This window comes from Pseudomonas sp. SG20052 (genome assembly GCF_031766055.1).
In the GTDB taxonomy this organism is placed as follows: Bacteria; Pseudomonadota; Gammaproteobacteria; order Pseudomonadales; family Pseudomonadaceae; genus Aquipseudomonas; species Aquipseudomonas mandelii.
Genome location: NZ_CP134498.1, coordinates 2,324,476 through 2,343,724, shown reverse-complemented (window position 1 = coordinate 2,343,724; position 19,249 = coordinate 2,324,476). Strand labels below are relative to the sequence as shown.

Annotated in this window: 16 protein-coding genes; 12 read left to right on the top strand and 4 right to left on the bottom strand. The window is 61.2% G+C overall.

What is annotated here, in order from left to right:
* Position 1 precedes the first annotated feature (1 nt).
* The 12 genes from nuoE to RHP74_RS10515 all read left to right on the top strand — a co-directional run bounded on the left by nuoE (position 2) and on the right by RHP74_RS10515 (position 13,831).
* Complete coding sequence (nuoE, locus tag RHP74_RS10570; protein WP_007946422.1) at positions 2-499, top strand: NADH-quinone oxidoreductase subunit NuoE; 498 nt, start codon at positions 2-4, stop codon at positions 497-499.
* Positions 496-1,851, top strand: a complete 1,356-nt coding sequence (gene nuoF, locus RHP74_RS10565; protein ID WP_010458862.1) for an NADH-quinone oxidoreductase subunit NuoF — start codon at positions 496-498, stop codon at positions 1,849-1,851. Before nuoE ends, nuoF begins: the two co-directional genes overlap by 4 nt.
* Positions 1,852-1,988: 137 nt before the next feature.
* A complete protein-coding gene (gene nuoG / locus RHP74_RS10560; RefSeq protein WP_311099283.1) occupies positions 1,989-4,703 on the top strand; it encodes an NADH-quinone oxidoreductase subunit NuoG in 2,715 nt (904 codons plus the stop codon).
* On the top strand, positions 4,700-5,707 hold the full coding sequence (gene nuoH / locus RHP74_RS10555) for an NADH-quinone oxidoreductase subunit NuoH (protein WP_008146046.1): 1,008 nt from the start codon (positions 4,700-4,702) through the stop codon (positions 5,705-5,707). Before nuoG ends, nuoH begins: the two co-directional genes overlap by 4 nt.
* A 12-nt stretch (positions 5,708-5,719) precedes the next feature.
* Entirely contained in the window at positions 5,720-6,265 is a 546-nt protein-coding gene (gene nuoI / locus RHP74_RS10550; RefSeq protein WP_007905075.1) for an NADH-quinone oxidoreductase subunit NuoI, read from the top strand.
* A 9-nt stretch (positions 6,266-6,274) separates the two neighbouring features.
* A complete protein-coding gene (gene nuoJ, locus RHP74_RS10545; RefSeq protein WP_007905076.1) occupies positions 6,275-6,778 on the top strand; it encodes an NADH-quinone oxidoreductase subunit J in 504 nt (167 codons plus the stop codon).
* Positions 6,779-6,780: 2 nt separating this feature from the next.
* The gene (nuoK, locus tag RHP74_RS10540) at positions 6,781-7,089 is read left to right on the top strand and encodes an NADH-quinone oxidoreductase subunit NuoK (RefSeq protein WP_010458852.1); all 309 of its coding nucleotides are present in this window, start codon (positions 6,781-6,783) and stop codon (positions 7,087-7,089) included.
* Positions 7,086-8,939, top strand: coding sequence for an NADH-quinone oxidoreductase subunit L (nuoL, locus tag RHP74_RS10535; protein ID WP_010458850.1), 1,854 nt, complete (start codon positions 7,086-7,088; stop codon positions 8,937-8,939). Before nuoK ends, nuoL begins: the two co-directional genes overlap by 4 nt.
* Before the next feature lie 40 nt (positions 8,940-8,979).
* A complete protein-coding gene (gene nuoM, locus RHP74_RS10530; RefSeq protein ID WP_010458848.1) occupies positions 8,980-10,512 on the top strand; it encodes an NADH-quinone oxidoreductase subunit M in 1,533 nt (510 codons plus the stop codon).
* 7 nt (positions 10,513-10,519) lie between these two features.
* Positions 10,520-11,983, top strand: a complete 1,464-nt coding sequence (nuoN, locus tag RHP74_RS10525) for an NADH-quinone oxidoreductase subunit NuoN (protein ID WP_010458846.1) — start codon at positions 10,520-10,522, stop codon at positions 11,981-11,983.
* A gap of 60 nt (positions 11,984-12,043) precedes the next feature.
* Positions 12,044-12,331 (top strand): DNA-binding transcriptional regulator, encoded by a 288-nt coding sequence (locus RHP74_RS10520; protein WP_200668159.1) that lies wholly within the window; start codon positions 12,044-12,046, stop codon positions 12,329-12,331.
* Between the two features lie 174 nt (positions 12,332-12,505).
* Complete coding sequence (locus RHP74_RS10515) at positions 12,506-13,831, top strand: OprD family porin (protein ID WP_077748738.1); 1,326 nt, start codon at positions 12,506-12,508, stop codon at positions 13,829-13,831.
* 168 nt (positions 13,832-13,999) lie between these two features.
* Here RHP74_RS10515 and RHP74_RS10510 read toward each other — a convergent pair whose 3' ends face one another.
* The 4 genes from RHP74_RS10510 to RHP74_RS10495 all read right to left on the bottom strand — a co-directional run bounded on the left by RHP74_RS10510 (position 14,000) and on the right by RHP74_RS10495 (position 19,240).
* Positions 14,000-14,332, bottom strand: coding sequence for a DUF2790 domain-containing protein (locus tag RHP74_RS10510; RefSeq protein ID WP_077748809.1), 333 nt, complete (start codon positions 14,330-14,332; stop codon positions 14,000-14,002).
* 80 nt (positions 14,333-14,412) lie between these two features.
* Complete coding sequence (locus tag RHP74_RS10505) at positions 14,413-14,613, bottom strand: co-regulatory protein PtrA N-terminal domain-containing protein (RefSeq protein ID WP_311099275.1); 201 nt, start codon at positions 14,611-14,613, stop codon at positions 14,413-14,415.
* A 236-nt stretch (positions 14,614-14,849) separates the two neighbouring features.
* A complete protein-coding gene (locus tag RHP74_RS10500; RefSeq protein ID WP_083377170.1) occupies positions 14,850-18,005 on the bottom strand; it encodes a CusA/CzcA family heavy metal efflux RND transporter in 3,156 nt (1,051 codons plus the stop codon).
* 41 nt (positions 18,006-18,046) lie between these two features.
* Positions 18,047-19,240, bottom strand: a complete 1,194-nt coding sequence (locus tag RHP74_RS10495) for an efflux RND transporter periplasmic adaptor subunit (protein ID WP_311099273.1) — start codon at positions 19,238-19,240, stop codon at positions 18,047-18,049.
* Positions 19,241-19,249 lie beyond the last annotated feature (9 nt).

Below are 19,249 nucleotides of genomic sequence, written 5' to 3'. Positions count from 1 at the left end.
CATGAACAGCACGCTTATCCAGACAGACCGTTTCACCTTGAGTGAAACCGAGCGCTCGGCCATCGAGCACGAGCTGCACCACTACGAAGACCCGCGCGCGGCGTCGATCGAAGCCCTGAAGATCGTCCAGAAGGAACGTGGCTGGGTGCCTGACGGCGCGCTCTACGCCATCGGCGAGATCCTCGGCATCCCGGCGAGCGACGTTGAAGGCGTGGCGACGTTCTATAGCCAGATCTTCCGTCAGCCAGTGGGCCGTCACATCATTCGCGTCTGCGACAGCATGGTCTGCTACATCGGCGGCCATGAATCGGTGGTCAGCGAAATCCAGAGCAATCTGGGTATCGGCCTGGGTCAGACCACCGCCGACGGTCGTTTCACCCTGCTGCCGGTCTGCTGCCTCGGCAACTGTGACAAGGCGCCGGCGTTGATGATCGACGACGACACTTTCGGCGATGTGCAGCCTGCCGGCGTTGCCAAATTGCTCGAGGGCTACGTATGACCCTGACTTCCTTCGGTCCAGCCAACCGCATCAAGCGTTCGGCCGAGACTCACCCGCTGACCTGGCGTCTGCGCGACGACGGCGAAGCTGTCTGGCTCGACGAGTACCAGGCCAAGAACGGTTACGCGGCAGCGCGCAAAGCGTTCGCTGACATGGCTCAGGACGACATCGTCCAGACCGTGAAAGACGCCGGCCTTAAAGGTCGCGGCGGTGCAGGCTTCCCCACGGGCGTGAAGTGGGGCCTGATGCCCAAAGACGAATCCATCAACATCCGCTACCTGCTGTGCAACGCGGACGAGATGGAACCGAACACCTGGAAAGACCGCATGCTGATGGAGCAACTGCCCCATCTGCTGATCGAAGGCATGCTGATCAGTGCTCGCGCGCTGAAAACCTACCGTGGCTACATCTTCCTGCGTGGCGAATACACCACCGCCGCCAAGCACCTCAACCGTGCCGTGGAAGAAGCCAAGGCAGCCGGTCTGCTGGGCAAGAACATCCTGGGCAGCGGCTTCGATTTCGAGCTGTTCGTCCACACCGGCGCCGGGCGTTACATCTGCGGTGAAGAAACCGCACTGATCAACTCCCTGGAAGGCCGTCGCGCCAACCCGCGCTCCAAGCCGCCCTTCCCTGCCGCCGTTGGCGTGTGGGGCAAGCCAACTTGCGTGAACAACGTTGAAACCTTGTGCAACGTGCCGGCGATCATTGCCGACGGCGTGGACTGGTACAAATCGTTGGCCCGCGAAGGCAGCGAAGACATGGGCACCAAGCTCATGGGCTTCTCCGGCAAGGTCAAGAACCCGGGCCTGTGGGAATTGCCGTTCGGCGTCACCGGTCGCGAGTTGTTCGAAGACTACGCCGGCGGCATGCGCGATGGCTTCAAGCTCAAGTGCTGGCAGCCAGGCGGCGCCGGTACCGGTTTCCTGTTGCCGGAACACCTCGACGCACAAATGTACGCCGGCGGCATCGCCAAAGTGGGCACCCGTATGGGTACCGGCCTGGCCATGGCGGTGGACGACAGCGTCAACATGGTGTCCCTGCTGCGCAACATGGAAGAGTTCTTCTCCCGTGAGTCGTGCGGCTTCTGCACCCCATGCCGTGACGGTTTGCCGTGGAGCGTCAAGCTTCTGCGCGCCATCGAAAACGGTGAAGGGCAAGCCGGCGATATCGAGACCCTGCTGGGTCTGGTCGGTTTCCTCGGCCCAGGCAAGACCTTCTGTGCTCACGCACCGGGCGCCGTGGAGCCGTTGGGCAGCGCAATCAAATACTTCCGCCACGAGTTCGAAGCCGGCATCGCGCCCACCAGCGCCGTCGTCCCGCCTCTGGCAAGGCCGATCGTAGTCGGCGCGTAAACGCTTAAAAAAGCGAAGGGTCCGTGCCCTTCGCTTTGTCGTGTGATGACGCCGTAAACGGCTGTGTTGATTCACGCGAATAACAAGATTCCATTAGCCACGCCCGCTGACACCGGGCCAACGAAGAACTTTGAACCATGGCCACTATCCACGTAGACGGCAAAGAGCTCGAAGTCGATGGGGCAGACAACCTGTTACAGGCATGTCTGTCGCTAGGCCTCGATATCCCTTATTTCTGCTGGCACCCAGCCCTAGGCAGCGTTGGCGCTTGCCGCCAGTGCGCGGTCAAGCAGTACACCGACGAGAACGACAAGCGTGGTCGGATCGTCATGTCCTGCATGACCCCCGCCACCGACGGCAGCTGGATCTCCATCGACGACGAAGAAGCGAAAGTGTTTCGCGCCAGCGTCGTCGAATGGCTGATGACCAACCACCCTCACGACTGCCCGGTCTGTGAAGAAGGCGGTCACTGCCACCTGCAAGACATGACGGTGATGACCGGCCACAACGAGCGCCGTTATCGCTTCACCAAGCGTACCCACCAGAACCAGCAACTGGGCCCGTTCATTTCCCACGAAATGAACCGCTGCATCGCCTGCTACCGCTGCGTGCGCTTCTATAAGGATTACGCCGGCGGCACCGACCTCGGTGTGTTCGGCGCCCACGACAACGTGTACTTCGGTCGCGTTGAAGACGGCACCCTGGAAAGCGAGTTCTCCGGCAACCTCACCGAGGTCTGCCCGACCGGTGTGTTCACCGACAAGACTCACTCCGAGCGCTACAACCGCAAGTGGGACATGCAGTTCTCGCCGAGCATCTGCCATGGCTGCTCCAGCGGTTGCAACATCTCCCCGGGCGAGCGCTACGGTGAACTGCGTCGTATCGAAAACCGCTTCAACGGTTCGGTCAACCAGTACTTCCTGTGCGACCGTGGCCGTTTCGGCTATGGCTACGTCAACCGCGAAGACCGCCCGCGTCAGCCATTGCTGGCCAACGGCGCCAAGCTGGGCCTGGACGAAGCGCTGGATAAAGCCGCCGACCTGCTGCGTGGTCGCAACATTGTCGGTATCGGTTCGCCACGTGCCAGCCTCGAAAGCAACTACGCGTTGCGCGAATTGGTCGGCGCCGAGCACTTCTACTCCGGTATCGAAGCCGCCGAGCTGGAACGCATTCGCCTGGTCATGCAGGTGTTGAAAGACAGCCCGCTGCCGATCCCGAACATGCGCGACATCGAAGATCACGATGCGATTTTCGTCCTCGGCGAAGACCTGACCCAGACCGCTGCACGTATGGCCCTGTCCCTGCGTCAATCGGTCAAGGGCAAAGCCGAAGACATGGCCGATGCCATGCGCGTTCAGCCTTGGCTCGACGCGGCAGTGAAGAACATCGGTCAGCACGCGCTGAACCCGTTGTTCATCGCCAGCCTGGCTGAAACCAAGCTCGACGACATCGCTGAAGAATGCGTTCACGCCGCTCCAGACGACCTGGCGCGCATCGGTTTCGCCGTGGCTCACGCCCTCGACGCCAGCGCCCCGGCGGTTGAAGGCCTCGATGCTGAAGCCCTCGAACTGGCCAAGCGCATCGCCGACGCCCTGCTCGCGGCCAAGCGCCCGCTGATCATTGCCGGCACTTCCCTGGGCTCCAAAGCCCTGATCGAAGCCGCCGCCAACATCGCCAAAGCCTTGAAGCTGCGCGAGAAGAACGGCTCCATCAGCCTGATCGTGCCAGAGGCCAACAGCCTCGGCCTGGCCATGCTCGGTGGTGACTCGGTCGACGCAGCGCTGCAAGCCGTGATCGACGGCAAGGCCGACGCCCTCGTCGTGCTGGAAAACGATCTGTACACCCGCACCGACAAAGCCAAGGTTGATGCTGCCCTGACCGCCGCGAAAGTGGTGATCGTTGCAGACCATCAGAAAACCGCCACCAGCGATCGCGCGCACCTGGTTCTGCCAGCGGCCAGCTTCGCTGAAGGCGACGGTACGTTGGTCAGCCAGGAAGGTCGCGCCCAGCGCTTCTTCCAGGTGTTCGACCCGACTTACCTCGACGCGAGCATCCTGGTTCACGAAGGCTGGCGCTGGCTGCATGCCCTGCGCGCCACCCTGTTGAACCAGCCGATCGACTGGACCCAACTGGACCACGTCACCGCCGCCGTCGCCGCCAGCACACGGCAACTGGCGGGCATCGTCGACGCTGCGCCGTCCGCCGCGTTCCGTATCAAAGGCCTGAAACTGGCTCGCGAACCGCTGCGTTACTCCGGCCGTACCGCCATGCGCGCCGACATCAGCGTGCACGAACCGCGTACTTCCCAGGACATCGACACCGCGTTCTCCTTCTCCATGGAAGGTTACTCGGGCTCGGTCGAACCGCGTCAGCAAGTGCCATTCGCCTGGTCTCCGGGCTGGAACTCGCCGCAAGCCTGGAACAAGTTCCAGGACGAAGTCGGTGGTCACATCCGCGCTGGCGACCCGGGCACCCGCCTGATCGAAAGCACCGGTGATTCGCTGAACTGGTTCGCGGCTGTTCCACGTGCATTCAACCCGGCGCCGGGCACCTGGCAGGTTGTGCCGTTCTTCCACCTGTTCGGCAGCGAAGAGACCTCTTCCAAAGCCGCGCCGGTTCAGGAACGCATCCCGGCCGCTTACGTGTCGCTGGCCAAATCCGAAGCCGATCGCCTGGGTGTCAATGACGGCGCCCTGCTCAGCTTGAACGTGGCTGGCCAGACCTTGCGTCTGCCGCTGCGCATCAACGAAGAGCTGGGTGCCGGTCTGGTCGCACTGCCGGCCGGTATCGCCGGCATTCCGCCAGCGATCTTTGGCAAAACCGTTGACGGTCTGCAGGAGGCAGCTCAATGACCTGGTTCACGCCTGAAGTGATTGACGTGATCATCGCGGTCCTCAAGGCCATCGTGATTCTGCTCGCCGTGGTGGTGTGCGGCGCGCTGCTGAGCTGGGTCGAGCGTCGTCTGCTCGCCCTCTGGCAGGACCGTTACGGTCCGAACCGCGTCGGCCCGTTCGGCGCGTTCCAGATTGCAGCCGACATGATCAAGATGTTTTTCAAGGAAGACTGGACGCCACCGTTCGCCGACAAGGTGATCTTCACCCTGGCGCCGGTCGTGGCCATGAGCGCCTTGCTGATTGCCTTCGCGATCATCCCGATCACCCCGACCTGGGGTGTGGCGGACATCAACATCGGCATCCTGTTCTTCTTCGCCATGGCCGGTCTGTCGGTCTACGCGGTGCTGTTTGCCGGCTGGTCCAGTAACAACAAGTTCGCCCTGCTGGGCAGCTTGCGGGCCTCGGCGCAAACCGTGTCGTACGAAGTGTTCATGGGCCTGTCGCTGATGGGCATCGTGATCCAGGTCGGCTCGTTCAACATGCGCGACATCGTTGAATACCAGGCGCAGAACCTGTGGTTCGTGATTCCGCAGATCTTCGGTTTCCTGACCTTCTTCATCGCCGGCGTCGCCGTGACTCACCGTCACCCGTTCGACCAGCCGGAAGCGGAGCAGGAACTGGCCGACGGTTACCACATTGAATATGCCGGCATGAAATGGGGCATGTTCTTCGTCGGCGAGTACATCGGCATCGTGTTGATTTCGGCGCTGCTGGTGACCTTGTTCTTCGGTGGCTGGCACGGTCCGTTCGGCATTCTGCCGCAGATCCCGTTCATCTGGTTCGCGCTCAAAACCGCGTTCTTCATCATGTTCTTCATCCTGCTGCGCGCCTCGATCCCGCGCCCACGGTATGACCAAGTGATGGATTTCAGCTGGAAGTTCTGCCTGCCGCTGACCCTCGTCAACATGCTGGTGACCGCTGCGATCGTGTTGCTCAACACGCCCGCCGTCGCGGCTCAGTGAGGATAGAGAATCATGAAGTACATATTTGACATCGTGCATGGCTTCTTCACCCAGCTTCGCAGCCTGGTGATGATCTTCGGCCATGCCTTCCGCAAGCGCGACACGCTGCAGTACCCGGAAGAAGCCGTGTACCTGCCGCCGCGCTTTCGTGGCCGTATCGTCCTGACCCGCGACCCTGATGGCGAAGAGCGTTGTGTCGCCTGCAACCTGTGCGCCGTGGCGTGCCCGGTTGGCTGCATCTCGCTGCAGAAAGCTGAAACCGAAGACGGTCGCTGGTACCCGGACTTCTTCCGCATCAACTTCTCGCGCTGCATTTTCTGCGGCCTCTGCGAGGAAGCCTGCCCGACCACCGCGATCCAGCTGACACCGGATTTCGAGATGGCCGAGTTCAAACGTCAGGACCTGGTTTACGAGAAAGAAGATCTGCTGATCTCCGGCCCCGGCAAAAACCCTGATTACAACTTCTATCGTGTTGCAGGTATGGCGATTGCCGGGAAGCCTAAAGGCTCCGCGCAGAATGAAGCCCAGCCGATCAACGTGAAGAGCTTGCTGCCTTAAGGAAGAAAGATGGAATTCGCTTTCTATTTCGCATCGGGTATCGCTGTGGTGTCCACGCTCCGCGTGATCACCAACACTAACCCTGTGCACGCCCTGCTCTACCTGATCATTTCGCTGATCGCCGTGGCCATGACGTTCTTCGCCCTCGGCGCACCGTTTGCCGGTGTGCTGGAAGTGATCGCCTACGCTGGCGCCATCATGGTGCTGTTCGTGTTCGTGGTGATGATGCTGAACCTGGGCCCGGCCTCGGTTCAGCAAGAGCGCGTCTGGCTCAAGCCCGGCATCTGGCTCGGACCGGTCGCCCTCGGCACCCTGCTGCTGGTTGAACTGTTGTACGTACTGTTCAGCGACGCCAGCGGCCAGGCCATCGGCCACACCACCGTAGACGCCAAGGCCGTGGGCATCAGCCTGTTCGGTCCTTATCTGCTGGTGGTCGAACTCGCCTCGATGCTGCTGCTTGCCGCAGCCGTCACGGCGTTCCACTTGGGCCGCAACGAAGCCAAGGAGCAATGACGATGCCTGCTATCCCTTTGGAGCATGGTCTGGCGGTCGCCGGCATCTTGTTCTGCCTCGGTCTGGTCGGCCTGATGGTCCGGCGCAACATTCTCTTCGTGCTGATGAGCCTGGAGATCATGATGAATGCCTCCGCCTTGGCCTTCATCGTCGCCGGTAGCCGCTGGGGTCAGCCGGATGGACAGATCATGTTCATCCTGGTGATCAGCCTGGCAGCCGCCGAGGCCAGTATTGGCCTGGCGATTCTGTTGCAGCTGTATCGCCGCTTCCACACTCTCGATATCGACGCTGCCAGCGAGATGCGCGGATGAATCTTCTCTATCTGACTTTCGTATTCCCTCTCATAGGTTTCCTGCTGCTGTCGTTCTCACGCGGCCGCTTCTCGGAAAACCTGTCGGCGCTGATTGGCGTCGGTTCCATCGGCTTGTCTGCCATTGTCACGGCCTACGTGATCTGGCAATTCAACGTCGCCCCGCCTGAAGGCGGTCACTACACGCAAGTGTTGTGGCAGTGGATGGCGGTGGAAGGCTTCACGCCGAACTTCGCGCTGTACCTGGATGGCCTGTCCGTGACCATGCTCGGCGTGGTCGTCGGTGTCGGCTTCCTGATCCACCTGTTCGCGTCCTGGTACATGCGCGGTGAAGCCGGTTACTCGCGCTTCTTCGCCTACACCAACCTGTTTATCGCCAGCATGCTGTTCCTGGTCCTGGGCGATAACCTGTTGTTCCTGTACTTCGGTTGGGAAGGCGTGGGCCTGTGCTCGTACCTGTTGATCGGTTTCTACTACAGCAACCGCAACAACGGTAACGCGGCACTCAAAGCCTTCATCGTGACCCGTATCGGCGACGTGTTCATGGCGATCGGCCTGTTCATCCTGTTCCAACAGTTGGGCACGCTGAACATCCAGGAACTGCTGGTGCTGGCACCGCAGAAATTCCAGGCCGGCGACTTCTGGATGGTCATGGCCACCCTGATGCTGCTGGGCGGCGCTGTCGGTAAATCCGCGCAACTGCCACTGCAAACCTGGCTGGCGGACGCAATGGCCGGTCCTACCCCTGTTTCGGCACTGATCCACGCCGCAACGATGGTGACCGCGGGCGTCTACCTGATTGCCCGTACCCACGGCCTGTTTGCGTTGGCGCCGGACATCCTGCAGCTCGTTGGCATCGTCGGCGGCGTGACCCTGGTACTCGCCGGTTTTGCCGCACTGGTCCAGACCGACATCAAACGTATCCTCGCCTACTCGACCATGAGCCAGATCGGCTACATGTTCCTGGCGCTGGGCGTTGGCGCATGGGATGGCGCGATTTTCCACCTGATGACCCACGCCTTCTTCAAGGCACTGTTGTTCCTTGCGTCCGGTGCGGTGATCGTTGCCTGCCACCACGAGCAGAACATCTTCAAGATGGGCGGCCTGTGGAAGAAACTGCCGCTGGCCTACGCCAGCTTCATCGTCGGCGGCGCGGCACTGTCCGCCCTGCCACTGGTGACCGCAGGCTTCTACTCCAAGGACGAAATCCTCTGGGAAGCGTTTGCCAGCGGCAACCACGGTCTGCTCTACGCAGGTCTGGTCGGCGCGTTCATGACTTCGCTGTACACCTTCCGCCTGATCTTCATCGCGTTCCACGGTGAAGCGAAGACTGAAGCGCACGCCGGTCACGGCATCGCTCACTGGTTGCCGCTGTCGGTGCTGATCGTGCTGTCGACCTTCGTCGGCGCCATGATCGTTCCACCGCTGCACGGCGTGCTGCCGGAAAGCGTCGGCCATGCCGGCGGCGAAGCCAAGCACAGCCTGGAAATCGCCTCGGGCGCCATCGCCCTGGCCGGTATCCTGCTGGCCGCGCTGCTGTTCCTCGGCAAGCGTCGTTTCGTCACTGCAATCGCCAACAGCGGCATCGGCCGCTTCCTTTCGGCCTGGTGGTTCGCTGCCTGGGGCTTCGACTGGATCTACGACAAACTGTTCGTCAAGCCATACCTTGCGATCAGCCACGCACTGCGCAAAGACCCGCTCGACCAGACCATCGGTCTGATCCCGCGTATGGCCAAAGGCGGTCACACCGCCCTGAGCCGTACCGAAACCGGTCAACTGCGTTGGTACGCGGCATCGATGGCAGCCGGCTCCGTGCTGGTCATCGGCGCCATCGTGCTGGTAGCGGTCTGAATATGAACCTTGCGAACTTGCGAAAGGAATTGAGCCCGTCATGATTCTGCCTTGGCTAATCCTGATCCCCTTCATCGGCGGCCTGCTGTGCTGGATGGGTGAGCGCTTCGGCGCTACCCTCCCCCGCTGGATTGCGCTGTTGACCATGACCCTGGAACTCGCGCTCGGCCTCTGGCTGTGGGCCCACGGTAATTATTCATTTGCTCCGGCGCCTGGCGCCGATCCGACCTGGGCGCTTGAGTTCAAGCACATCTGGATCGAGCGCTTCGGCATCAGCGTGCACCTGGCGCTCGATGGCCTGTCGCTGCTGATGATCCTGCTGACCGGTCTGCTGGGTATCCTCTCGGTACTCTGCTCGTGGAAAGAGATCCAGCGTCACGTTGGCTTCTTCCACTTGAACCTGATGTGGATCCTGGGCGGTGTCGTCGGCGTGTTCCTCGCCCTCGACCTGTTCATGTTCTTCTTCTTCTGGGAAATGATGCTGGTGCCGATGTACTTCCTCATCGCGCTCTGGGGTCACAGTTCTTCGGACGGCAAGAAAACCCGGATCTACGCGGCGACCAAGTTCTTCATCTTCACTCAGGCGTCCGGCCTGATCATGTTGGTGGCGATCCTGGGTCTGGTGTTGGTCAACTTCAACAGCACTGGCGTGATCACGTTCAACTACGCCGACCTGCTGAAAACCAAGATGTCGCTCACCACCGAGTACATCCTGATGCTCGGCTTCTTCATCGCCTTCGCGGTGAAGCTGCCGGTGGTGCCGTTCCACTCCTGGTTGCCTGACGCTCACGCCCAGGCGCCAACAGCGGGTTCGGTCGACCTGGCCGGTATCTTGTTGAAGACGGCGGCTTACGGTCTGCTGCGTTTCGCCCTGCCGCTGTTCCCGAATGCCTCGGCCGAGTTCGCGCCGATTGCCATGACCCTGGGTCTGATCGGGATCTTCTACGGTGCGTTCCTGGCCTTCGCCCAAACCGACATCAAGCGTCTGATCGCCTACTCCTCCGTTTCCCACATGGGCTTCGTGTTGATCGGCATCTACTCCGGCAGCCAACTGGCGCTGCAGGGCGCGGTGATGCAGATGCTGGCGCACGGTCTGTCGGCCGCGGCACTCTTTATCCTCAGCGGTCAGTTGTACGAACGCACCCACACCCGCGACATGCGTGAAATGGGTGGCCTGTGGTCAAAGATCGCTTACCTGCCGGCCATCAGCCTGTTCTTTGCCGCCGCGTCCCTGGGCTTGCCGGGTACCGGTAACTTTGTGGGTGAGTTCCTGATCCTGATCGGCACGTTCCCGGCCGCACCATGGATCACGATCATCGCGACGTCCGGTCTGGTGTTCGGTTCGGTCTACTCGCTGATCATGATCCACCGTGCCTACTTCGGCCCGTCCAAATCGGACGCGGTGCTGCATGGCATGGATGGTCGCGAACTGATCATGGTGGTCGGTCTGGCGGCACTGCTGATTTACATCGGCGTGTACCCGCAACCGTTCCTCGATACCTCTGCTGCGACGATGCATGGCGTGCAGCAATGGCTCGGCACCGCCTTCACTCAACTCGCTTCGGCCCGGTAAGAGCGCTATGGAATTCACGACTCAACACTTTATTGCGCTTGCGCCGTTGTTGATCACCAGCGCCACGATCATCGTGGTGATGCTGGCGATTGCCTGGCGCCGCAACCACTCACAGACCTTCCTGATCTCCGTGGCGGGTCTGAACCTGGCGTTGCTGTCGATCCTGCCAGCCCTGAAAGTCGCGCCCCTGGCCGTGACCCCTTTGCTGCAGATCGACACCTTCGCTTGCCTGTACATGGCGCTGATCCTGGTCGCCACCCTCGCCTGTGTGACCCTCGCCCACGCCTACCTCGGCGATGGCGGTTCGGGTTACCCGGGCAACCGTGAAGAACTTTACCTGCTGATCCTGATGGCCGCCGCCGGTGGCCTGGTCCTGGTCAGCGCGCAGCACCTGGCCGGGTTGTTCATCGGTCTGGAACTGCTTTCGGTGCCGGTCTACGGTCTGGTGGCTTATGCCTTCTTCAACAAGCGCTCGCTGGAAGCCGGTATCAAGTACATGGTGCTGTCGGCGGCCGGTTCGGCGTTCCTGTTGTTCGGTATGGCCCTGCTGTACGCCGACTCCGGCAGCCTGAGCTTCGTCGGTATCGGCCAGGCCCTCGCGGCCACCGGCCTGCCAAGCTCGCTGGCACAACTGGGCCTGGGCATGATGCTGATCGGTCTGGCGTTCAAACTGTCGCTGGTACCGTTCCACCTCTGGACCCCGGACGTCTACGAAGGTGCTCCGGCACCGGTGGCGGCGTTCCTGGCGACCGCGTCCAAAGTGGCCGTGTTCGCGGTGATGGTGCGTCTGTTCCAGATCTCCCCGGCGGCAAGCAGCGGTGTGCTGAGCGACGTGCTGACCATCATCGCCATTGCGTCGATCCTGTTCGGTAACCTGCTGGCACTGACCCAGAGCAACCTCAAGCGTCTGCTGGGTTACTCGTCCATCGCTCACTTCGGTTACCTGCTGATTGCCCTGGTGGCAAGCAAGGGGCTGGCCGTGGAAGCCATCGGCGTGTACCTGGTCACCTACGTCATCACCAGCCTCGGCGCGTTCGGCGTGATCACGCTGATGTCCTCGCCGTACAACGGCCGTGACGCCGATGCCCTGTACGAATACCGCGGCCTGTTCTGGCGCCGTCCGTACCTGACCGCCGTCATGACCGTGATGATGCTGTCCCTGGCCGGTATCCCGCTGACCGCGGGCTTCATCGGCAAGTTCTACATCATCGCCACCGGTGTCGAGTCGCACCAATGGTGGCTGGTCGGTTCCCTGGTACTGGGCAGCGCCATCGGCGTCTTCTACTACCTGCGCGTCATGGTCACCTTGTACCTGATCGAACCGAACCTGCGTCGCCACGATGCGCAACTGCACTGGGAACAACGTGCAGGCGGCGTGATGCTGCTGGCCATCGCTCTGGTGGCATTCTTCCTCGGCGTCTACCCGCAGCCATTGCTGACCCTGGTTCAGCAGGCGGGTCTGGCGGGCTGATCGCATAGCGACACTCGGTAGAAAACAGAAACGGCACCTTCGGGTGCCGTTTTTGCGTTTGTGGATGGCCTCGAAGCGCTGGCCGAAGAGCGCCAAGGCAAGATCACTCTGCGCACCCACAAGGTCCAGCTGCCAAAACTGATGCCCATCACGGCCGAGGAAGTGGTTGCCATCCGCCAACAGCTCAACCTCTCCCGGCCAGTGTTCGCCATGTATCTGCGCACCAACACCCGAACCCTCGAGAACTGGGAACAGGGACGGGCAATACCCAATGCCCAAGCCACGACCCTGATACGTCTGGTTGAACGCTTTCCGCAGACAATCGAACAGCTCGCAGCCCTGACCTGAATGCTCAGGGCTGTTACTCCAGCCACATAACGAAATTGTAATTCCCCCATCACCTTGGCGTTATCCGCAGCTTGCAACGATGTCACCCGGCGACCATGCCGGCGGGCCTTCTCCGCCGAACAATAAAACCCACGCCGAAGCACGTTCCCGTCTGCCGAACCCAAGGAGTGATTGATGGTTAACAATACAAAAATGTCGATGGCCGCTTTAGCGGTGGTGGTCGGCTCCGGACCGTCCATGGTAATGGCGGATGATAAAGCCGAAGGGTTTATCGAGGGCAGCAGCCTGACGGTGCTCAACCGTAATTTCTACTTCAACCGTGATCACCGCAATGGCCAGTCCAGCCCCACCGGCAATGGTTATTCAGAAACCTGGGCCCATGCAGTGATCAGCAAGTTCGAATCCGGGTTTACCCAAGGCACTGTCGGCGTCGGTGTCGATGCGTTTGCGATGATCGGCTTGAAGCTCGACACCGGTGACGGCCGCAACGGTGGCCGTAGTTCGTTTGATGTGCTGCCCGTCAACAGTGATGGCGAGGCGCGGGACGAGTACACCAAGGTCGGTGGAGCCGCCAAAGTGCGAGCCTTCGATACGGTGGTCAAGGTCGGTGACGTGTTCCCGGCCAACCCGGTGGTGGCGGCAGGTGACTCGCGATTGCTGCCGGAGAGCTTTCGCGGTGTGACGGCGGTCAACACCAGCCTCGAGGGTCTGTCGGTTCAGGGCGGTCGACTGCATGCGATGAGCCAACCCGTGTCCAGCGATATGCGCGAGAACTTCGCCACGTTTTATGCCGGCCCGGTCAATTCGCCATGGATCGCTTACGGTGGCGGCGACTATGCACTGAACAAGAACCTCAGCTTCAGCCTGTACTCCAGCCGCCTCAAGGATGCCTGGAATCAGTACTACGCCGGCACTGCCTGGACCTATCCGCTATCGGATGACCTGTCGCTGTTTGGCGGCCTGAACTATTACAAGGCGGTCGACGAAGGCAAACAACTGCTCGGCAAGTTCGACAACAACATCTGGAGCGGCCGGGTGGGCGTGAAACTCGGCGCGCACTCCGTTGCGCTTTCACACCAGCGCAACAACGGCAACGACGACTTCGATTACCTGCGTCAATCCGACTCGATCTTCCTCGACAACTCCATCCAGTACAACGACTTCAACTCGCCCAAGGAACGTTCGTGGATGGCGCGCTACGACCTCGACATGACCACTTACGGCGTACCGGGGCTCTCGTTCATGACTCGTTACGCCCGAGGCACCGACGCCGATTACACCAACGCCAACGCCGTGTACATGCGCCGCGATGCTGACGGCAATCCACTGACCGACCAGAAGCGCTGGGAACGTGATGTCGAAGTCAAATACGTGGTGCAGAGTGGTTCGATGAAAGACCTGTCGCTGCGTTTGCGCCAGGCCACGACGCGCGCCACGGCATTTGAATCGGATTTGAATGAAGTGCGGGTGATTGTCGAGTACCCGTTGGCGATTCTCTGATCAAGCGGCTGATACACATTCACCTTTAGAAGCTCCTTGCTCCTTTGGTAAGAGGTGAATCTTTGGCGTCCTTCGGGGCGCCTTTTTTTCGCCTGAGTAAAACCTGCAGACGTTGCCGAAGGTTCGGCAGCGCCTGCAGGGAATCCGGCCCTGGCCATCAGGGCGGTGTCAGCTGCCGCGATTGCGGCAATCCCCCGCCACGGTGTATCTGATGGTGTTGAGTTGGCCTTTCGAGTCTTCATAGGTCATGGCGGCAGGCACCACAGCGCAAGCCACTTGCGGACGCACAACGCTTACCACTTTAGCCACGTCCAGCTTCATTCCGTATTCGTAGTCCTTGACCTGCGGCGCCGGTTTTCCCTGGTTGGCCGCGTACTGCTCCATGGCTTTGGTGTTAGCACTCAGCGCCCGTTCGAACGTCCGGTCACCTCCCCCCTCGGCAAACACATTCAGGGACATCGCCAGCATGCCGGCGAACGTCATCAACTGAAGTACTTTCATATCCACTCCCTTCCAATCCTGGCTCAAAAAAAAAGCCCGGCATCGGGACTCGATGACAGGCCTGTTCAAATGCGATGCGCTTACAAGTCGTTGGTTTTGTCGTCTTTCTTTTCATTGACGACGACCGGGTCGCGCGCTTTTTCCTTGGCGACGAACAGCTCTACGGAGCGGTCATTGGCAGTCATCATGCGTTGGAACGTTCGGTCACCGCCGCCTTCGGCCAAGGCCAGAGAAGACATCGCCAACGCTGCTGCAAAGGTACTGATGTGTGCAAATTTCATGGTTGATTCCTCGTTTGGTAGCTGACGGAATCAAGGTAACAATCCGAACCTTTCGTGACGGTGGCGCACAAATTACATATCCGTTATGTGGGGTAGGCAGGTCAGGCCTGAGAAAGAACTGTGGCGAGGGAGCTTGCTCCCGCTGGGGCGCGAAGCGGCCTCCGCTCTTCATCTGAAAAAGCGGGGCCTGCTGCACAGTCCAGCGGGAGCAAGCTCCCTCGCCACAGGGTTTGTGTTCACGGTTGGGTGGGGATCGTGTCCTCATCGCGGCGATGGGCGAGCTGATACAACGCCGGCAAGATCAGCAACGTCAGGATGGTGGAGGACAGGATTCCACCGATCACTACGGTTGCGAGCGGTCGCTGCACTTCCGCGCCAGTACCGGTCGCCAGGGCCATCGGAATAAAGCCCAGGGACGCCACCAGCGCCGTCATCAACACCGGGCGCAAACGTGTCAGCGCTCCAACGTTGATCGCATCAGACAGTGAACGCCCCTCCTCCCGCAGGTTGCGGATGAACGCGATCATCACCAGCCCGTTGAGCACCGCGACCCCCGACAGCGCGATGAAGCCCACCCCCGCCGAGATCGACAACGGAATATCCCGCAACCACAGCGCCATGACCCCGCCGGTCAACGCAAACGGAATCCCGGTGAACACCAGCAAGCCATCCTTGAGGTTGTTGAACATCATGAACAGCAACCCGAACACCAGCAGCAACGCCACCGGCACCACGATCCGCAGGCGCTTGGCCGCCGATTGCAGTTGCTCGAACTGCCCGCCCCAACTTGTCCAGTAACCCGCGGGCACCTGCACCTCTCGCTCGATCACCTCGCCCGCCTCTGCGACGAACGAACCGATATCGCGCCCGCGCACGTTGGCGCTGACGATCACCAGGCGCTTGCCGTTCTCACGGCTGACCTGATTGGGTCCCAGCACCAGGTCAAGGCTGGCGACTTCCTTCAAGGCAATAAAACCAATCTGATCGGCCGCGGCATTGAGCGGTGCCGGCACCGGAATCAACAGCGCCGACAAACCGTCGATGTCCTTGCGCATGGCATCGGACAATCGCACCACCATGTCGAACCGTCGGTCGCCCTCATACAATGTGCCGGCCTGACGCCCACCCACCGCGACGGCAATGGTGTCCTGCACATCGCCGATGTTGAGCCCGTAACGCGCCGCCTTGTCGCGGTCGATGTTGATGGTCAGCACCGGCAGCCCGGTGGTTTGTTCGACCTTGACCTCGGACGCACCGTTGACCTTCTGCATCGCGGCGGCAATCTTCGCTGCCGTGGCGTTGAGCACGTCCATGTCATCGCCGAACACTTTGACCGCGACGTCGCTGCGCACACCGGAGATCAGTTCGTTGAAGCGCAACTGGATCGGCTGCGACAGTTCATAGTTGCTGCCTGGCAACGTCGCGGCGGCCTGTTGCAGTTCCGCCATCAGGGTTTCGCGAGACTTGCCCGGGTCCGGCCATTGCTCTTTTGGCTTGAGCATCACGTAGCTGTCGGAGATGTTCGGCGGCATCGGGTCGGAGGCGATTTCCGCGGTGCCGGTGCGGGCGAACACCCGCTCGACTTCCGGCACTTTGTTGAGGATCAACGTCTCCAGACGCTGCTGCATGTCCACCGATTGCGTGAGGCTGGTGCCCGGCACACGCAAGGCTTGCAGGGCGAAATCACCTTCACTGAGGCTCGGCACAAACTCGCTGCCCATGCGGCTGGTCAGCACGCCGCTGAGCACGATCACACCCAGCGCTGCGCCCACCGCCACGGCGCGATGGTTCATCACCCACGCCAGCGCCGGCGCATACACCCGGCGCGCACCGCGCATCACGATGCCCTCTTCTTCCTTGACCTTGCCCGTGACAAACAACGCAATCGCCGCCGGCACAAAGGTCACCGACAGCAGCATGGCGCCGAGCAACGCGATCACCACCGTGAACGCCATCGGGTGGAACATTTTCCCTTCGACGCCGCTCAAGGCGAAGATCGGCAGGTACACGACCATGATGATCAACTGACCGAATATCAGCGGTCTCCGCGCCTCTTTGGCCGCCGCAAACACTTCATGGAAGCGCTCGGAACGGGTCAGCAATCGTCCGTGATGCTGCTGCGCATGGGCCAGCCGTCGCAGGGTGTTTTCGACAATCACCACCGCGCCGTCGACGATGATGCCGAAGTCGAGTGCCCCCAGGCTCATCAGGTTGGCGCTGACCTTGTTGCTGAACATGCCGGTGAAAGTGAACAGCATCGACAGCGGAATCACCATCGCGGTAATCAATGCCGCACGGATGTTGCCGAGGAACAGGAACAGAATTGCGATCACCAGAATCGCACCTTCAATCAGGTTCTTTTTCACGGTAGCGATGGCTTTGTCCACGAGGTGCGTGCGGTCGTACACCGGCACCGCGATCACGCCTTTGGGCAGCGATCGGTTGATCTGTTCCAGCTTGCTGGCGACGGCCTGGGACACGGTGCGGCTGTTTTCGCCGATCAGCATGAACACGGTGCCGAGCACCACTTCACGGCCGTTCTCCGTGGCCGCGCCGCTGCGCAGTTCGCGGCCGATGTCCACGGTGGCGACGTTCTTCACCCGGATCGGCGTGCCATCGACGTTGGCCATGACGATATTGGCGATGTCCTCGGTGCTCGCCACTTGTCCCGGCGCACGAATCAGCAACTGCTCACCGCTGCGCTCGATGTACCCGGCGCCGACGTTGGCGTTATTGCGCTCAAGCGCCGTGATCAGGTCGGTGAGGGTCAGCTTGTACGCCGCCAGCCGTTTCAGATCGGGAGCGATCTGGTATTCCTTGGCAAAGCCGCCGATGGTGTTGATCTCGGCCACGCCAGGGACGTTGCGCAGTTGCGGCTTGATGATCCAGTCCTGAATCACCCGCAGATCCGTCGGTGTGTAGGCGCTACCGTCGTCCTTGAGCGCGCCGTCTCTGGCTTCCACGGTCCACAGGAAAATTTCGCCGAGGCCGGTGGAAATCGGCCCCATCACCGCTTCGGTGCCCTCGGGCAATTGCTCCTTGGCGATCTGCAACCGCTCGTTGACCAATTGCCGGGCGAAGAACAGGTCGGTGCCGTCCTTGAAAATCACCGTGACTTGCGACAGCCCCGAACGCGACAGCGAACGGGTCTGTTCCAGCGCCGGCAGACCGGCCATGGCGGTTTCAATCGGGAAGGTGATGCGCTGCTCGGTTTCCAGCGGCGAGAACCCGGCGGCGCCGGTGTTGATTTGCACCTGGACATTGGTGATGTCGGGCACGGCGTCGATCGGCAGTTTTTGATAACTGGCGATCCCGAGGCCGGCCATGAGCAGAACGGCGAGCAGCACGATAATGCGCTGCTCGATGGCAAACTGGATCAGGCGTTCGAACATGAGAACCTTCCACGGATTAATGGGCGTCTTCAGCGCGCTTTTTAATGACTGTGCTCGGCCGAGGCTTTGCCCAGTTCCGATTTGAGAACGAAGCTGCCGGCGCTGGCGACTTGCACACCGGCGTCCAGCCCTTGAGTGACTTCCACCAAACCGGCCGCGCGGCTGCCCAACTCCACCGCTTGCGCCTTGAAGCCATCGTCGGTGCGCAAGAACACCGTGGGTTTGTCCTCGACGGTCTGGATAGCGGCTTCCGGCACGGTGACCCTGGCCTGACGGCTGTCGGTCGCTACACGCGCCGTGACGAACAACCCCGGACGCCACGAGCCCTGCGGATTCTCCAGGGTCACGCGAACGGTGGCCGTGCGGGTCTGTTCGCCGAGCAGGCTGCCGACATAGGCCACCGTGCCGGTGACCTCGGCGTTGAGTTCCGGCGCGCTGACAGTGACGGCTTTGCCCACTTGCACCTTGTTCAGATCCTTGGGCGAAACGCCGAACGTCACCCAGACCCGCGACAGATCCGAGAGCGTGAAGGCCGCCGTGGTTTCATCGACTACCTCACCCGGTGCCAGGTGTTTTTCCACCACCATGCCGTCGAACGGCGCGCGCAGTTCATAGCGATTGCCGCCGGTGGCGACCACGCTCCCGCTGAGCACGCTGATTTTCTGTCGGGCGTTGTTCACGGCGATTTCGGCTTCTTCCAACGCCTGTTTTGCCTGCAACACGTCCTGCTCGGCGGAAATCTTGTCTTCCCACAGCTTTTTCTCGCGCTCATAGGTGGTGCGGGCCAAGGCCAAACGACGTTGCGCGGCCGCCTGTTCGCTACGCTGATCGGAAATCTGCTGACTGGCGATCACCGCCAGCAACTGGCCCTTTTTCACCGGCTGCCCGAGGTTGACCGCCACCGACTCGACCACCCCGGGAACCCGCGGCACAACGTGGGCGGTGCGATCCTCGTCAAAGCGCACTTCGCCCGGGAACGACAGGCCGGAACTGATGCTCTGCGCCCGCGCTTCGACCAGTTCAATACCCGCCGCCGCAATCTGTTCGGCACTCAACTTGATGCGCCCTTCTTCGCCATGCTCGCCCTCGGCTGCCGCGTTTTCTTCAGCGTGATCCGCGTGTTCGGCCGCTTCATCGGCGTGGGCCTCAAGCGGTGCCTTGCCCGCCCACATCGAACCGATACCCATGCCCAGCACCAACGTCGCCACCACGACACCCATCAGTTTTTTATCCATGGAAACTCC

Excerpts from the sequence above, each read along its gene's own strand:
- RHP74_RS10510 (WP_077748809.1), bottom strand. The coding sequence starts at position 14,332 with ATGAAAGTACTTCAGTTGATGACGTTCGCCGGCATGCTGGCGATGTCC.
- nuoI (WP_007905075.1), top strand. The coding sequence starts at position 5,720 with ATGAAGTACATATTTGACATCGTGCATGGCTTCTTCACCCAGCTTCGC.
- RHP74_RS10505 (WP_311099275.1), bottom strand. The coding sequence starts at position 14,613 with ATGAAATTTGCACACATCAGTACCTTTGCAGCAGCGTTGGCGATGTCT.
- RHP74_RS10515 (WP_077748738.1), top strand. The coding sequence starts at position 12,506 with ATGGTTAACAATACAAAAATGTCGATGGCCGCTTTAGCGGTGGTGGTC.
- RHP74_RS10495 (WP_311099273.1), bottom strand. The coding sequence starts at position 19,240 with ATGGATAAAAAACTGATGGGTGTCGTGGTGGCGACGTTGGTGCTGGGC.
- nuoF (WP_010458862.1), top strand. The coding sequence starts at position 496 with ATGACCCTGACTTCCTTCGGTCCAGCCAACCGCATCAAGCGTTCGGCC.
- RHP74_RS10500 (WP_083377170.1), bottom strand. The coding sequence starts at position 18,005 with ATGTTCGAACGCCTGATCCAGTTTGCCATCGAGCAGCGCATTATCGTG.
- nuoK (WP_010458852.1), top strand. The coding sequence starts at position 6,781 with ATGCCTGCTATCCCTTTGGAGCATGGTCTGGCGGTCGCCGGCATCTTG.
- nuoJ (WP_007905076.1), top strand. The coding sequence starts at position 6,275 with ATGGAATTCGCTTTCTATTTCGCATCGGGTATCGCTGTGGTGTCCACG.
- nuoL (WP_010458850.1), top strand. The coding sequence starts at position 7,086 with ATGAATCTTCTCTATCTGACTTTCGTATTCCCTCTCATAGGTTTCCTG.
- nuoG (WP_311099283.1), top strand. The coding sequence starts at position 1,989 with ATGGCCACTATCCACGTAGACGGCAAAGAGCTCGAAGTCGATGGGGCA.
- nuoH (WP_008146046.1), top strand. The coding sequence starts at position 4,700 with ATGACCTGGTTCACGCCTGAAGTGATTGACGTGATCATCGCGGTCCTC.
- nuoN (WP_010458846.1), top strand. The coding sequence starts at position 10,520 with ATGGAATTCACGACTCAACACTTTATTGCGCTTGCGCCGTTGTTGATC.
- nuoM (WP_010458848.1), top strand. The coding sequence starts at position 8,980 with ATGATTCTGCCTTGGCTAATCCTGATCCCCTTCATCGGCGGCCTGCTG.
- nuoE (WP_007946422.1), top strand. The coding sequence starts at position 2 with ATGAACAGCACGCTTATCCAGACAGACCGTTTCACCTTGAGTGAAACC.